At 68.4% G+C, this 14,239-nt stretch carries 10 protein-coding genes; 6 read left to right on the forward strand and 4 right to left on the reverse strand.

Features of this window, described 5'->3' with window-relative positions; all coding sequences use genetic code 11:
• Positions 1 to 20: 20 nt before the first annotated feature.
• Positions 21 to 2,006: a serine hydrolase domain-containing protein gene (locus AC1DR7_RS04880; RefSeq protein ID WP_478076410.1), complete on the reverse strand. Its 1,986-nt coding sequence runs from the start codon at positions 2,004 to 2,006 to the stop codon at positions 21 to 23.
• 324 nt (positions 2,007 to 2,330) lie between these two features.
• Here AC1DR7_RS04880 and AC1DR7_RS04885 point away from each other — a divergent pair, with 324 nt between their 5' ends.
• On the forward strand, positions 2,331 to 2,966 hold the full coding sequence (locus AC1DR7_RS04885; RefSeq protein WP_457320775.1) for a helix-turn-helix domain-containing protein: 636 nt from the start codon (positions 2,331 to 2,333) through the stop codon (positions 2,964 to 2,966).
• A gap of 249 nt (positions 2,967 to 3,215) precedes the next feature.
• On the opposite strand, the gene AC1DR7_RS04890 is transcribed toward AC1DR7_RS04885, so the two are convergent.
• Positions 3,216 to 6,335 (reverse strand): galactose-binding domain-containing protein, encoded by a 3,120-nt coding sequence (locus tag AC1DR7_RS04890; RefSeq protein WP_478052750.1) that lies wholly within the window; start codon positions 6,333 to 6,335, stop codon positions 3,216 to 3,218.
• Positions 6,336 to 6,621: 286 nt separating this feature from the next.
• Positions 6,622 to 7,077: a GNAT family N-acetyltransferase gene (locus AC1DR7_RS04895; RefSeq protein ID WP_457321056.1), complete on the reverse strand. Its 456-nt coding sequence runs from the start codon at positions 7,075 to 7,077 to the stop codon at positions 6,622 to 6,624.
• A 105-nt stretch (positions 7,078 to 7,182) separates the two neighbouring features.
• Between AC1DR7_RS04895 and AC1DR7_RS04900 the strand changes: the two genes are divergently transcribed.
• The 5 genes from AC1DR7_RS04900 to AC1DR7_RS04920 all read left to right on the forward strand — a co-directional run bounded on the left by AC1DR7_RS04900 (position 7,183) and on the right by AC1DR7_RS04920 (position 13,325).
• The gene (locus AC1DR7_RS04900; RefSeq protein ID WP_457321054.1) at positions 7,183 to 7,998 is read left to right on the forward strand and encodes an APH(3')-II family aminoglycoside O-phosphotransferase; all 816 of its coding nucleotides are present in this window, start codon (positions 7,183 to 7,185) and stop codon (positions 7,996 to 7,998) included.
• Between the two features lie 144 nt (positions 7,999 to 8,142).
• Positions 8,143 to 8,670, forward strand: a complete 528-nt coding sequence (locus AC1DR7_RS04905; RefSeq protein ID WP_457321052.1) for a DUF3592 domain-containing protein — start codon at positions 8,143 to 8,145, stop codon at positions 8,668 to 8,670.
• Positions 8,671 to 8,699: 29 nt separating this feature from the next.
• Complete coding sequence (locus AC1DR7_RS04910; RefSeq protein WP_478052751.1) at positions 8,700 to 9,983, forward strand: hypothetical protein; 1,284 nt, start codon at positions 8,700 to 8,702, stop codon at positions 9,981 to 9,983.
• Complete coding sequence (locus tag AC1DR7_RS04915; RefSeq protein WP_478051708.1) at positions 9,980 to 12,178, forward strand: hypothetical protein; 2,199 nt, start codon at positions 9,980 to 9,982, stop codon at positions 12,176 to 12,178. The genes AC1DR7_RS04910 and AC1DR7_RS04915 overlap by 4 nt, the downstream gene beginning before the upstream one ends.
• A gap of 94 nt (positions 12,179 to 12,272) precedes the next feature.
• Positions 12,273 to 13,325 (forward strand): phosphotransferase enzyme family protein, encoded by a 1,053-nt coding sequence (locus AC1DR7_RS04920; RefSeq protein WP_478051709.1) that lies wholly within the window; start codon positions 12,273 to 12,275, stop codon positions 13,323 to 13,325.
• Position 13,326: 1 nt separating this feature from the next.
• On the opposite strand, the gene AC1DR7_RS04925 is transcribed toward AC1DR7_RS04920, so the two are convergent.
• On the reverse strand, positions 13,327 to 14,214 hold the full coding sequence (locus tag AC1DR7_RS04925; protein ID WP_457320842.1) for a DMT family transporter: 888 nt from the start codon (positions 14,212 to 14,214) through the stop codon (positions 13,327 to 13,329).
• Positions 14,215 to 14,239: the final 25 nt, after the last annotated feature.

The following is a 14,239-nucleotide window of genomic DNA, read 5'->3' on the forward strand; positions in this document are numbered from 1 at the left end:
CCCCGAAGCGGGGCGACGGGTCAGTAGTTGAGAGCGAAGTCGGCCAGGCCCATCAGAGCCAGCGCGTAGGCAAGCACGCAGGCGGCCATCAGCAGCAGCACGGCCCAAAGGCGTGCCAGCCAGCCGCGTCCGCCGCGCAGCGTCTGCAGCAGGTTCCAGGTCATCGCCGCGAGCCCGCCGACGATGGCGATCACGGAGGCGGTGCCCAGCCCGATCACCGCCGGATCGAGACGGTCGTCCAGGCGGGCGAAATCCGCGGCCGCCCACGCCATCAACGCCATGGCTGCTGCAGGTACCAGCAGCATGAACCAGCACGCGAGGCGGCTCAGGCGATAGGCCAGCAGCGTCCTGCGCGGCCAGGCCAGCACGCGGCCATGACGACGGCGGACGAACGCGGCGACGGGCCAGGCCAGCGCGGAAAGCGCCAGTACCGCCATGGCAGCGGTCAGCAGTGGCTTGAGCCACACCGCCGAGCGGTAACCTTCCGCGCGCAGGAACACGTTGAACGGTGAGGACGCGTCGACCGCGAAGCCGACCGGCGTTCCGTCCTTGAGGATGGCGGCCAGGCGCAGCTCGCTGTTGTTCGCCTGCCATAACCACGGTGCGATCGGCCTGAAGGTGGACGGCTGTCCGTTGGGCTGTTTCAGGCGCGGCAGGCGCAGACTGCCATCGTCCAGCGCCTCCAGCCGCGTCTGAGTGAGGATGCCGGTGCGGCCGATGCCGGTTTCGGCGCGACGTGAATCGAGATAGCTCGGTGCGGCCAGCTGGCGCGCCTGTTCCCTGGCCAGCGCGGCGTCTACCTGCGGTGCCGCGGCGGGGGCGTCTGCCGGGAAGTAGCGGTCGGCGAAGTTCTCCAGCAGCTCACGGCGGATCGGGCCGGTGACGCCGTTGGCGCCGGCGCTGTTGAGCGCGACGAACAGGCCGACGTCGTGGTCGCGGAACAGGAACAGCTGCGAGTGGAACGAGTAGGTGTCACCGGCGTGGGACACCACCCGCTGACCATTGACGTCGATCTCGTAGAACCCGAGTGCCATGGTGTTCAGTGGTGGCGCGAAGCGGGTCTGCGGCGTCAGCATCTGTTGAGTGGTCGCTGCCTTCAGAATGGCCGTGTCGTGACCGCCCGCCGCGCTCAGGTGCGCGATCATGAAACGCGCCATGTCGCTGCCCGTGGCCGACATCGCCCCGGCCGGCGCGGACGGGGTGACTTCGAAGTCGCGCGGCTGGCCCGATCCCAGTGCATAGCCCTGGGAGACCCGGCCACGCAACGCAGGCGGCAGCGGCTGACGAAAGCTGGCGTGCTGCATCTGCAGCGGCACGAAGATGTGCTGCTCGACGTAGTCGACGAATGGCTGCCCCGATACGCGCTCGACGATGTAGCCGGCAAGGCTGGTGCCGTAGTTCGAATACGCCGGCACAGTGCCCGGGGCAAAGATTTGCGCCGGTATCCGGCGTTTGAGGTACGGGCCCAGTTCGGTGCCGCCGGCCGCCGCCACCGCTTCGCTCGTCCACATGTACTTGATGTTGGCCTCGAAGCCGYCGGTATGCGTCATCAGCTGCCGCAACGTGATCGGCAGGCCGCGTTCGGGCACCTTGAAATCCAGGTACTGGTTGATGTCCGTATCCAGATCCAGCTTGCCGGCTTCCACCAGCTGCATCACTGCGGTCCACGTCATCAGCTTGGAAACCGACGCCATCCGGAACAGCGTGCCGTCCGGGTCCACCGGCGTCTGCTTCTGCACATCGGAGACGCCGTAACCGCGGCGGGCAAGAATCTGGCCGTCCTTGACCACGGTGACCACCGCACCGGCGATATCGCCGCGCCCGATCGCATACGGCATGAAGCCATCCAGCCAGAGGGTCACATCGTCGGCGGTCAGCCGGGGCGTGGAGCCCTCACCGCTGGGGCGGGTCGCCACCTGCGGCGCGGAAGGCGCCTGCTGCGCACCGGCCTGGAAGAGCACCAGCAGCCCACAACACACCGCGACTAGCCCTGACAACACACGCATCTGACGCTCCCGTTGGAACTGGACGACGCGGCTGTCCCACGCAAACCACGGCTGGGTCAAAAACGTCTCGATCAGACAACAATATTCCTGATCAGAGAAATGTCAAATGCGCGTGATCGTGCCCGACGCTGCGTGCGGGATCTGAATGTGACGTTTAGAGGGCAGAAATGGTGTCATTCGGCGAGGCGATACGAACACACTGCCGGAGTGTGGACAGGGCAATCGGGCGCTCAAGCGCCATAAACCATCCTGATCAGGATGACATTCATCGGCGCGTAGTATCGTATTGCCAACTTCACTGGCAATAGCCCAAAGGTCCTGTTGATGAGTCCGAAGAGCCCCACGCTCGGAACCCTGCTGCGCGGCCTGCGCACCCGTCAGGGTTGGACGCTCAAGGAAATGAGCGAACACACCGACATTCCCCTGTCCACGTTGTCCAAGATCGAGCACGACCGCCTGACCTTGACCTACGACAAGCTCCAGCACCTGTCGCAGCGGCTGAACCTGCGCATGTCCGAGCTGTTCTGCGAGCCGGAGACCGACACCGCGCCCAAGCCGGTGACCGCCCGGCGCAGCCTCGGTACGCTGGACAAGGCGCTGCGGATCAAGACCGACAACTACGACTACTTCTATCTGTGCACCGAGCTGCGGCGCAAGCGGATGATCCCGATCATCACCAAGGTGCGCGCCAAGACCACGGCCGAGTTCGGCGAGCTGGTCCGCCATCCTGGCGAGGAGTATGTGCACGTGATCGAGGGGCGCATCCAGGTGCACACCGAGTTCTACGATCCGGTGGTGCTGGAAACCGGGGAGGGTATCTATATCGACAGCCAGATGGGCCACGCATACATCGTCGATGGCGGCTGCGAGGAAGCCGTGCTGCTGGCCGTCTGCGCGAGTGCGGACGAGGACCTGATGGAGTCGCTGATCACCCTGCATGAGCATGAGGGCAGCGTCTGACCGCGATCGCGGTAGACACCGGCGGTGCCCTGCCTCGCATGTGGGCAGTCCGGATCGACTCCCGCGCTGGAACGTGAGCGAAGAGGCGGTGGCGCAATCGCAGACCGATCGGCCGGGGTTGCCCAACCTGTGAGGGGTGGAGCAGCCGAGCATGGCTCGGCTCTACCGGGTGCGTTGACGCGGTGGCGATGCGGATCGGGCCGCACTGCGGTTTTGTAGAGCCGGGCCATGCCCGGCTGCCTTGCCGGGTTACCAGCGCGCCTCAAGGGTGCGGAATGGCTGCTTCAACCGCACGCCATCGGCATCGAAGTCACTCACCGCACGCCCATCCACGCGCACGCTGGTCGGCCGCGTCCGCGACGGCCACCACACGCGCACCGCGGCATCCTTGCGCAGGCCCGAGCCGAGCGTGAGCCGCAAGGCCGCGTCCTGTTGTCGCGCCTGCAGCTGCAACGTGCCGTAGGCGGTGGGCAGGCGGTCGATGGCCAGACCATCACCGGCCACCCATGACGGCGGCGTACCGGGCAGCAGCGACAGCGCATCATCGTCTTCGCGCATCAGCATCCCGAACAGCGTGCGACCGTACTCGGCACCAATCCAGGTGTGCGGCATGTCGCCGAGGTAGCGCGGGAAGCGCAGCCGCGAGTGCACCACTTCGGCCAATACCTGCCATTCCAGCGGACGGCGGTCGTGCAGCAGGCCCTGCAGCAGTTCGTCGGCGGCCTCGGGCTGGCCGAGGTGCACATAGCTGAGCACGTTGCGGATTTCGTATGGCGTGTAGGCGTACAACGCACCGGGCTGGCCGCGCTTGCGCACATCGTCCAGATACCGCGCGAAGGTGGTGCGCAGCGCGTCCGGCGGCAAGACATCCTGGGCGCCGGTCGGGTCCAGCGCGATCGACACGCCCGTGGGATCGCCGTCGCCCAGGTCGGCCGAGGACGGGATGAAGTCGATGCCCTTCCACGCCATCGTCGCGCGGATCGAGGCGGCGAGTGCATCGTGCAGCGCCGTGTACTGCGCACGCGCCCACGCGGCGGTATCGTGATCGCCCAGTGATTCGGCCAGCCACGCGCCGTCGTGCCAGCCCTTCAGTCCCCAGTAGTCGTCCCAGTAACTGTGCGTGGGCGAGGGGTAGCCCTCATGGCTGATCGACGGGGCGAGGATGCCGGCGAAGCGTTCCGGCGAAGGTTGGCTGGCCATGTAGCCGGGCACCAGCGTGCGCTCGCGCAGTTCCTGCAGGAAACGCAGTGCCGCCTTTACCTTGGGCAGGTAGGCGCGCACCGATTCGGGACCGCCGTCGAGCCGGGCGACATCGGCCACCAGCGTCACGTACTGGCCCTGGCTGTCGTACTCGATATCCGACCCGAAGCCGGTGTTGACGCTGCCATCGTCGTTGAGGATCGGCGAGACCAGCCCGTTGGCATGCACGCCGTGTTCGCTGTACCAGGCCAGGTAGTCGCGCGCGACCTGGGCTTCGCCCATGCGCAGCAGCACCGCCGAGGTGGCCATGCCGTCGCGGATGAAGGAGCGGTTGTAGTTGCGTGGTCCGGGCTGCATGGCCGGGCCGGTCTGGTTGATCAGCATGTAGGCGGCCTGTGCGCGCAGCATGTCCACCAGTGAGGAATCGGGCAGGCGCAGGCCGACCTGGCCCAGGCGCGCCTGCCAGTCGTTGGATGCGCGCGTGGCCAGTGCGTCGAAGGCGGCATCGGCGTCGCGCGGGGCATCGGCCAGATCGAGCGCTGGCGCTTCGGGCAACGCGCCATCGGGACCGGGCGCCGCGGTACCGAGCGGGAAGGCCACCACAACAGAACGGGTCTCTCCAGGTGCCAGCTGCACGCGGTAGCCCAGCGCGGCTGCGGCCAGGCCGCGGGTGTCGGTGGCCTGCTGCGCCGTGGGCACTGTGCCGCTGGCGATCGCTGCAGTGATCTCGGTGCTGCCATCGGGTCCAAACGGCGCCGCACCGGCCGCGTCCACCGCGCTCAACGACTGCAGCAGGCGGCGACCATTGACGCGCACGCTGCGGCCGTCGATGGCGATCTCGCGGATCGGTGACAGACCGCCGTTCTGCCACGGCGGGTTCATCTGCATCGGTCGCACCACCAGGGCCAGGGTGCCGTCCACCGGCGCGGTGCCGGTATTGCGCAGGCGGTGGCGCAGGTAGGTGACCGGCTGGCCATCGCGTTCGATCGCAAACGATTCGCTGCGCAGCTCCAGCCCGGGTTGTGGCGACCAGGTGGCCGACGGCATCGGCTTCCAGCCATCGCGCAGCGCATGCTGCACGGGGCGTTGCCCTGCACTGGCGGCGGTGCCGTCGGCGTTGCGCCAGATCGGCTGCACCAGGGGCGCGCCCTTGAACGCCTCGATGTTGCCGTACTCGTCGAAGATCGATTTCTGCCGGCCGCCGTGTATGCCCACCGCGGTCCAATAGGTCTGCTGCATGTGCAGCGAGGCCGGGAACAGGGCGCGTTGCGCGCCGCTGGCAGCGATCTGGTACTGCTTCATCGGCGTCATCACCGCCTTCGGGCCGAGCAGGCGGATGCGCGTCACCTGCGGTGCGTCGCCGGCCACGCTCAGGCGCAACGCCTTGGCGGTCACCGGTGCGTCGCCGGCCAGCCAGCTCTGCTGGCGGCTACCGGCCTGCGCATCGGTGGCCAATTCGCGCCAGGCACCGTGCGTGTCCTGCACCTGCAGCCGCGCCGCACCGTGCGCGCCGGCCCACTCCACCACCAGGCCGGTGGTGGCTTGCGGGCGGGGCAGGGCGATGTCGAACGCGTGGGTGTTGCTCTTCAGCAGCGGCACCGAGACCGCCCCGCCGCCCTGCCACAGCGCGGCGGCCTGCTGCGGGGTGAGCGCGGCCACGCGCGCGCTGGTGGTGCTGTCCAGGGGCTCCAGCTCGAAGATGGAAACACCCCAGTCGGAGGTGCGGTCCGGGCTGGCCAGGCGCAGGTACCGGGCCTGACGCGGGGCGAAGAACAGGGTTTCGATGCCGCCGAGCGAGTCGGTCATGGTGTAGGCGGGCTGCCACTGCTTGCCGTCCAGCGAGGTCTGCAGCGTGTAGCCCTCGGGGTTGGAGACATCCCAGGTAATCCGTGCACCGCTGACCAAGGCCGGTTTGCCCAGGTCCACCTGGAACCAGTGGCCGGGGCTGAAGGCGCCGCCGGTGACAGTCTTCGGGTCGCCGTCGATGAGGTGGCTGACCGCCATGGCCGGCACCTGCTGGGAGGAGCTGCTGGCCTGCCACTGACTGCGTGGGGGCAGGTTCTGCGCCGAAGCGGTCACCGCCAGCAGCAAGGCGGGAAGGAGCAGCGCGCGCGCGCGTCCGTGTGCTGACGTGCGCGGGACCGTGCAGCGATTGGCAGGCAACCCCATCCAACTCTCCTCGGCAACCCTCGGTATGAGGTGAAGCCAACGCTAGCAGGGGATGTAATCGTTTACATGACGCGTCGCAATATCACGCTTTCGTAGCTTGGCCTGGCGGCAGCTCTCAGGCCTGGCCATAAACGCTCGCTCTCGGGAGTGCGACTGCGCAGGATGGGAGCGCATCGACCCTCTCATGCGGCATGGGAACCATCAGGCGCCTGCTGGAAGCGTATGGAATTCGCCTTCCATTGTGGCCGCACGCTTCATGCGGGTGCCGCCACGATCGCCACCGCAGTCAGTGGCGCGCAGGCTGACCCGGGCCTGCGACGTCTCGGAAGAACACCGTCTCCGGGTCGCCTGGATCCAGGTTGTCGATCTGCCCGCTGACGATGAAGCCATTGCGCGCCAGCAGGGCGTGCATCGGCTCGTTGGATTGGTTGGTGGAGGTGAACAGGCGCGGTCGCTCGCAGCGTGACACCAGATGCTGCAGCAGGGCTTCACCCAGCCCCAGGCGGCGAAAGTCTTCGCCGACCATCAGCATTTCGATGAACCCGCTGTCGAAGAAATGATGGTGGAGTACGCCATAGGCGGCAACACGCGCGTCAAGCAGCAACAGGTGGCAACTGCGTGCCGCCACCCACTGCTGCAGCAGCTCGACGCGGCGAGTGTCGTGAGCGGCCGCGCTGTCGATGCCGATCAGCGCGGGCAGGTCGTCAGCGCGGGCGAGCCGGAAGTGGACGGTGTTTCCCAAGGGGAGGCCCGGTTGTGGCGGTGGGTCGAGCGTAGGCCAGTCGCGTGCAGGAAGCCACCCGGTGCAGGCGCTTGCATTTTCGTTCCGCGACGGCAGGATGCGTGCATGCCGACCTCGCCACTTACACTGCTGGATGCCGACGGACTGATGCTGCCCGCCGCGTGGCGCAGCCTCTTGGCCGATATCCGTATCGAAGCATTTGCCATTGGCATGTCGCGCGCGGACGTGTTCCGCGTGCAGGACCGCGACGGCCCGGACCGGTTCCTGAAGACCGAGCAGGTCGATGAGGTCAGCGAACTCCATGAGGAGATCGCGCGGCTGCGCTGGCTGCACGCCCAAGGCGTTTCGGTCCCGGAAGTGCTCGATGCCGCGGAGGAAAACGGCCGCCGTTGGCTGTTGATGACCGCGCTGCCCGGTGCCGATCTGGCCGCGTCGCCCGCGCTGGCGCCAGCGCAGGTGGCGGTGCTCATGGCCGAGGCGTTGAAGCACCTGCACGCCCTTCCGGTGTCGGGTTGCCCATTCGACCACCGCGTGTCCCGGCGCCTGGCCGCAGCGAAGGCGAGACTGGCGGCAGGGCAGGTGGACGCCGAGGATTTCGATGATGAGCGGCAGGGCCGATCGGCAGACCAGGTGTTTGTCGAACTGCTGGCCACGGTGCCGGCGCAGCCGCAGGCGGATCTGGTGGTCACCCACGGCGATGCGTGCCTGCCCAACCTGATCGCCAAGGACGGCCGTTTCAGCGGATTCATCGATTGCGGTCGTGCCGGCGTGGCCGACCGTCACCAGGATCTGGCCTTGGCCGCGCGCAGCATCGCCGACACCCTGGGCGAGGCCTGGGTGCAGCCGTTCTTCGCGCACTATGGCGTCGCGCCCGACCCACAGCGGCTGGCGTTCTACCGGCTGCTGGACGAATTCTTCTGACCGTCCCTGCTTGACGCATCGTCACGCGCGGAACATCGCAACTTGACGTGCTGGCGGTTCACGCCTGCGCCGCCCGTCCCCACACTTCGCCGGTGCCAGCGCACATCCGCTGCTGGCCAAAGCGATCACTACCGGGGGACCACCATGATCAGCATTCCTGTTTCCGACACCTCGCACGTACGCCTTACCCAGGCCGCGCGCTGGCTGTGCATCCTTGGCTACGTCGTCCTGGCCATTGTGTTTTCCGCCTCGGCGCTCAGCGGCCACCGCCAGGCCGAAGCGATCCTCAAGGACGCGGTCAGCGTGCAGGTGCCGGTGCAGCTGGACCATATCGAGGAGAGCCGGCGCAAGGGCCGTGTGAGCCACACCTATCAGTTCCGCTACCAGTTCGTCGTCGACGGCGTGGCCCGGAACGGCGAATTCAGTACGTCCGAAGACAATGCCGCACCGTATCTGCAGGAGGGCGCGCAGGTCGAGGTGGCCTATGCGCGCGCCGATCCGTCGCGCTTCGAACGCATGGATCGGCTGCAGGGCCAGAAGAGCCTGGGCGCGGTGCTGGGACGGCTGTCGGTGGGCGTGGTCCTGCTCGGCGTGCTGGTCTTCGTGGTGTTCCTGTTGCTGACCCGCAAGCTGTTCGTGGTGCGCCAGCCGGCCAGCGTGTCGGCGGCCTGACAACAGCGGCTTCCAGGCAGGACACGCACATGGTTGACAGCCGAAACGGCCACGGTAGGGTGGCCGATTCCCGCCCGTTCTGGTCCTTCCCCATGCCTGTCCCGGAGTTCGCCGAACTGCTGTCGCGTCACATGCGTCGCATCCGGGCCAGCGCAGGCGGCGTAGCCGCCGAGATCGGCATCAGCCGCGAGGCGGTCAACAACTGGCGCTCGGGCGCGTCGCTGCCCAGCCGTCGTCATCGCGACCGCGTGCTGGCATGTGCCAACTACCTGCGACTGACCGAAACGGAAAGCAACGCACTGCTGTGCTCGGCCGGTTTCGAGCCGGAATTTCCGGTGGAGCCGGTCGCGTCCGTGCCGACCACGGCCACGACCACGCCGATCCCGGCCACGGTGGTGCGTCTGTTCGACCGCCTGCAGGCACTGCGACCGTACCCGGTCAGCCTGTTGTTGACCCAGGCCCACTGGGGCCAGCCGCCCGAGCGCGAAGCCATCCTGGCAGAAGCGGCACACCGTTACGGTGGCGACCGCGTATTGCATCTGCAGCCGCCGTTCCGCGCAGGCGAGGGCGACCAGGACTACTTCGCGCTGCTGGCCGCACAGTGCGGACTGGACGATGCAGCGTCCGACACCGCCTTCGAGGCAGCGCTGGCGCGCCGGCTGCAGCAGCCCGGTGCATTGTTCTGCCTGGTCAGCCGCTTCGAGCAGGGCGCGGCCGGACCGCGCGATGTGCTGGCCGGCATCCTGCGCAGCCTCAGTGAGATGTACAGCGGCACGCTGCATCTGCTGATCTGCGGCGGCGCGGCGTTGGCCGACCTGAAGTACCAGGGCGGCGATCTGTCGCTGCTCAACATCGCCGCCAGCGAACAGTGGCCGGAGTTGAGCGTCGAGGACCTGCAGCGCAACGCGGCCAACGTGCCCGACTACCTGCTCGCCCGCGCGCTGCATCTGTCCGGCGGCCATCCGTTGCTGGCGCAGGCGGCGCTGACCCTGCTGGCCACGCCGTCAGCCGATGCAACGCTCGACGACGAGGCGGTGATCGCCACGCTGTCCACCCACCCGCGGCTGTGGGAAGCGTTGTTGCCGCTGCTGCGCGACCCGATGGCGCGCACGGCCATCGAGGCGTGGCTGGAGCGCCCGCGCCTTGCCCCCGCACGACCCTACCTGGTCGATCCGGTGCTGCGGCAGTTGTACTGGCACAACCTGCTCACCGCACGCCCGCATGCCGATGGCGCGTGGCTGGAATGGCGCTGCGAGGCGATCCGGCGCACGGTGCGGCAGGTGATCGACAGCCTTGCCGGCCTGCCCGCATGAGCCGGGTCGGCCGCTTGCCGGGGTGGCGAACCTGGCGGCTGGTGCTGATCGCGGCCGTGGCCTGGTTCGTCGGCAGTCTGTTCGTCGCCCCGATGTTGAACCCGTGGGTGGCGTGGAAGATCGCGCACGATGGCGAAAGCATGATGCTGATGCAGGGCGCACGCTACGACATGATGTATCTGCGCGAGGAAGCCCAAGGGTATTGGGAGCGCGAAGGGCAGTGGCCTGCCGAGATCGCCGTGCCCGGCGTGCATGATCCGGCCGAGGCGGTGGTGGTGGCCGAGGTGCCTGCGCCCTATGTGTTGCGCGTGCGCTTCACCGATCGGTTCCCGTCCAGTGCCGGGCTGGCCGGCACGGCGCTGGAGTTCACCCTGGAGCCGTCCAGTGGGCGCTGGCGCTGCCAGCCCGGCAACCCGGCGCCGCCATCGCGCTGGCAGACCCCGGACTGCCAGGCCCGCACGCCATGGACCATCATCGAATGGCTGTGCCTGGTGCTTGGCATCGCCGTGCTGGCGTTGATCGTGCTGGGCCTGGTCTGGTATCGCATGCGCCCRGCGGTGGCCGATGTCGTGCGCGACCCCCGGCGTCTGTTCGACCAGCCGCTGTCGGCACTGCCTGCGCTGGATCGGCAACTGGGCTGGCTGCGCCTGCGCGGGCGCGTGCTGGCCGATGCCGGCGTGGCCAGCGTGCGCTGGCGCGAGGCACTGCGCCAGTCGCAGGTATCGGCCGAGGCGCAGGCGGCGTTGCTGGCCGCGCGGATCGGCGCCACCGATACGCCGGCGCAGGGATGGACGTTGCCCGGCTGCGTGCGCGAATGGGCCTTGCCCGACGCCATGCCGGTGGCGCTGGAGCGGCTGTGGGTGTATCTGCCCGAGCCCGGCATGAGCGGTCTGGCGATCGTGCAGCAATTGCGCGCCATGCCCAATGGCCAGGATGTGGTGATGGTGGTCAGCCCCTCGCTGCTGGCCGAGCCGGCGCTGATCGACCATGCCGATGACCCGGCCAACCTGTGCGTCTGCCTGGATCTGGCCGCGCAGACCCGCTGGCTGCTGCAGCCGGGCGCGTTGGCGCTGCTGCTGGCGCTGCTGACGCGCCAGTTGAAGGTCACCCGGATCTCCCCTTACCAGACCCATGGCGGCATCACCCGTCCGTCGGCGTTCTTCGGTCGCGCCGCGCTGCTGGCGCGGGTGCTCAATCGCGAGCCGGGCAACTACCTGTTGGTCGGCGGGCGGCAGTTGGGCAAGACGAGCCTGATGAAGGCGATCGAGCGGCGCTTCGCCGGCCATCCGCGCGTGCATTGCCGTTACCTGTCGCTGCGCGATCACCGCTTGAGCGTACGCCTGGCGGTGGAGCTCGGCCTGCCTGAAGACGCGGGCATCGATGCGCTGGTGGCCGCCTTGTCCGCGCAGGCGCAGGGCCGACGGGTGTTGCTGCTGATCGATGAAACCGACCTGTTCCTGCGCGCCGAGGCCGGCGCCGGCTATCCGCAGCTGGGCGCGCTGCGGGCCATCAGCGAGGAAGGGCGCTGCCACTTCATGCTGGCCGGTTTCTGGGATCTGTACGAAGCGGTGACGCTGGATTTTGCCTCGCCGCTGCGCAACTTTGGCGAGGTGATCCACGTTGGCGGCCTGGAAGACGAGGCCTGCCAGGCGCTGGCGACCGAACCCATGGCCAGACTGGGCGTGCACTACGCCGCGCCGGAACTGCCGCGACGACTGGTGGCCGCCTGTGGTCGACGCGCCAACCTGGTGGCGATCGTGTGCCAGCAGTTGCTGGCGCAACTGGGACGTGGCGAGCGGGTGATCGATGCGGCGCAGCTGCACGCGGCGCTGGTGGCCGAGCCGGTGTTCGATGCGTTGGCCGGATGGGCGCGCCTGACTCCTGATCCGGTGGCCAATCGAATTGACCGCATCGTGGTCTACCGGCTCGCGGCCGAGCAGCTGGACGGCAGCGGCGGGCGTGGCGTACCGCTGGAGGCTTTGCTGGCCGACTTCGATGCGGCTGGGGTGGTCGTTGATCCGGAGTCGCTGCGGCGGGCGCTGGCACGGTTGCAGCTGGCCTACGTCATCCGCCGCGAAGACGACGGCCTGCGTTACGCGTTCGCGGTGCCATTGTTCGCGACCCAGTTCCAACGCGAAGAGGCGTGCACGCTGCAACAGCGCGAGCTGCAGGCGATGACGGCGGCGCTGACATAGAAATCGTCCGAATCCATGTCTGGAAGCGTGCAGATCGCGTCGCAGCGTGACGCAATACGCTGCCAGTTCGCCTCGATTCTGCGATAGTGGGCACATGTTCGTGCATCACGGCGGATTGATGCTGCATCCACAGGAATTGTCTTCTTCGCAGATCGGCGCCGTGCTGGCGCAGGCGTGGGGCGTGCGCGCCACGTCGGTGGTGCAGCGTCCGGCCGGTGCCGATGCCGGGGCCACGGTTTACCAGATTGGCGCCGATGACGGCACGCGCTGGTGGTTGAAGTGCCGCCGCTACGCGGTGGACGAAGCGGTGTGGCAGGTGCTGCAGCATCTGCGCGTGTCGCTGGGCCTGAGTGAGGTGGCGGCACCGCAACCTACGCTGGACGGTGCGCCGGCCATACGCGCCGAAGGCCTGCAGTGGACCTTGTTCGCCTATGTCGAGGGCCAGTCCGGATTCGAGGCAGCGCTGTCGCAGCAGCAATGGCGGCGGTTGGGCGAGGTGCTGCGCCAGGTGCACGAGGTGCGTTTGCCGGACACCCTGGCCGCCGGACTGGCGCAGCCGGGCTTCGACGATGACACCGCCGTGGAGCGCGTGGGGGCCTGGTTGCGCCGTGGTGATGCGCGCTGGCCGCTGGCTGACGATCTGTCTGCACAGTACCTGCGTGCGTGGCGCCAGCACCGGCCGCGTATCGCCGAGGTCTGGCAGCGCTGCGTGGAACTGCGCGAACGGCTGGTCCGGCATCCGATCCTACGGGTGCTGTGTCACGGCGACCTGCACGCCGGCAACCTGCTGCTGCGCACCGATGGCGGCCTGTGCCTGATCGATTGGGACGAGATGATGCTGGCCCCGCGCGAGCGCGACCTGATGCTGGTCGGGGCTGCGGTTGGCGGGCGCTGGGGGCGCGAGGATCCCCCGTGTTTCCGCGAGGGCTACGGCGAAGTGGCCGTGGATGCGGCGCGCATCGCCTATTACCGGCACTGGCGGATCCTGCAGGACGTGCAGGAGTTCCATGACCTGCTGTTGGAGCCGGGTGCCGCCTCGCGCCCACCCACCCAGCGTCGCCAGGCGCTGCGCTACATGGACGAGCAGTTCGCCCCGGGCAACGTGGTCGACAGTGCCGCGCGTAGCTGGGCGGCGGCCGCCGCGTGACCTACTGGCCGGGCTTGGCACCGGCGCTGGCGGCCTGCGAGGCCGCGCGCCGCGACAGTACCGCTTCGCGGTGGGCGATGTAGGCGTTGGCGCCGAGGATGATGCCGGCGCCGATCACGGTCCAGCGGTCCAGCGTCTCGCCAAACAGCAGCCAGCCCAGCACGGCCACCAGCGGCAACTGCATGAAGCTGATCGGCGTCAGTGCCGACACCTCGCCCAGTCGCAGCGCCCGGGTCCACAGCAGCTGGCCGACGGTGCCGAACAGCCCGGTGGCGGCCAGCCACAGCCACGCCATGCCGGTCGGCCACACCCACACGAACACCGCCGGCAGTAGCGACAGCGGCACCCAGAACAGATAGGTGTAGAGCACCACCGCATCGGCGCTGTCCACGCGGGTGAGCTGCTTGATCTGGATGGCCACCAGCGAACTGAGCACGGCGGCCAGCACCGCCACCAGGGTGCCCGGGGTAAAGCTGGTCGAGCCCGGCCGCACGATGATCAGCACGCCGATGAAGCCGATGATGACCGCGGCCCAGCGGCGCGCGCGCACGGTCTCGCCCAGCCACAGCACCGCAGCGATGGTGACGAACAGCGGGGTGGAATAGGACAGCGAGATCGCCTGCGACATCGGCAGATGGCCGATCGCCCAGAACGCGCACAGCATCGAGGCCAGGCCGATCGCGCTGCGCAGCAGGTAACGCGGCAACTGCTGGGTTCGCAGCGACCCGCGGCCCGGGCGCAGCAGCAGCGGCAGCAGCACCAGCAGGCCGAACGCGTTGCGGAAGAACGCCACTTCCTGGGTGGGTACGTGGGCAGTGGCGTAGCGGATCGCCACCGCCATCAAACCAAACGCCAGCGTGCTGCCCAGCATCAACAGTGCCGCACGCAAGGGAGTGGCAGAGGGCAGGGCGAGC

It is taken from the genome of Stenotrophomonas sp. P5_A9, from assembly GCF_056400525.1.

Coding starts and splice junctions, on each gene's coding strand:
- AC1DR7_RS04885 (WP_457320775.1), top strand. CDS start 2,331: ATGAGTCCGAAGAGCCCCACGCTCGGAACCCTGCTGCGCGGCCTGCGC.
- AC1DR7_RS04890 (WP_478052750.1), bottom strand. CDS start 6,335: ATGGGGTTGCCTGCCAATCGCTGCACGGTCCCGCGCACGTCAGCACAC.
- AC1DR7_RS04900 (WP_457321054.1), top strand. CDS start 7,183: ATGCCGACCTCGCCACTTACACTGCTGGATGCCGACGGACTGATGCTG.
- AC1DR7_RS04905 (WP_457321052.1), top strand. CDS start 8,143: ATGATCAGCATTCCTGTTTCCGACACCTCGCACGTACGCCTTACCCAG.
- AC1DR7_RS04910 (WP_478052751.1), top strand. CDS start 8,700: ATGGTTGACAGCCGAAACGGCCACGGTAGGGTGGCCGATTCCCGCCCG.
- AC1DR7_RS04920 (WP_478051709.1), top strand. CDS start 12,273: ATGTTCGTGCATCACGGCGGATTGATGCTGCATCCACAGGAATTGTCT.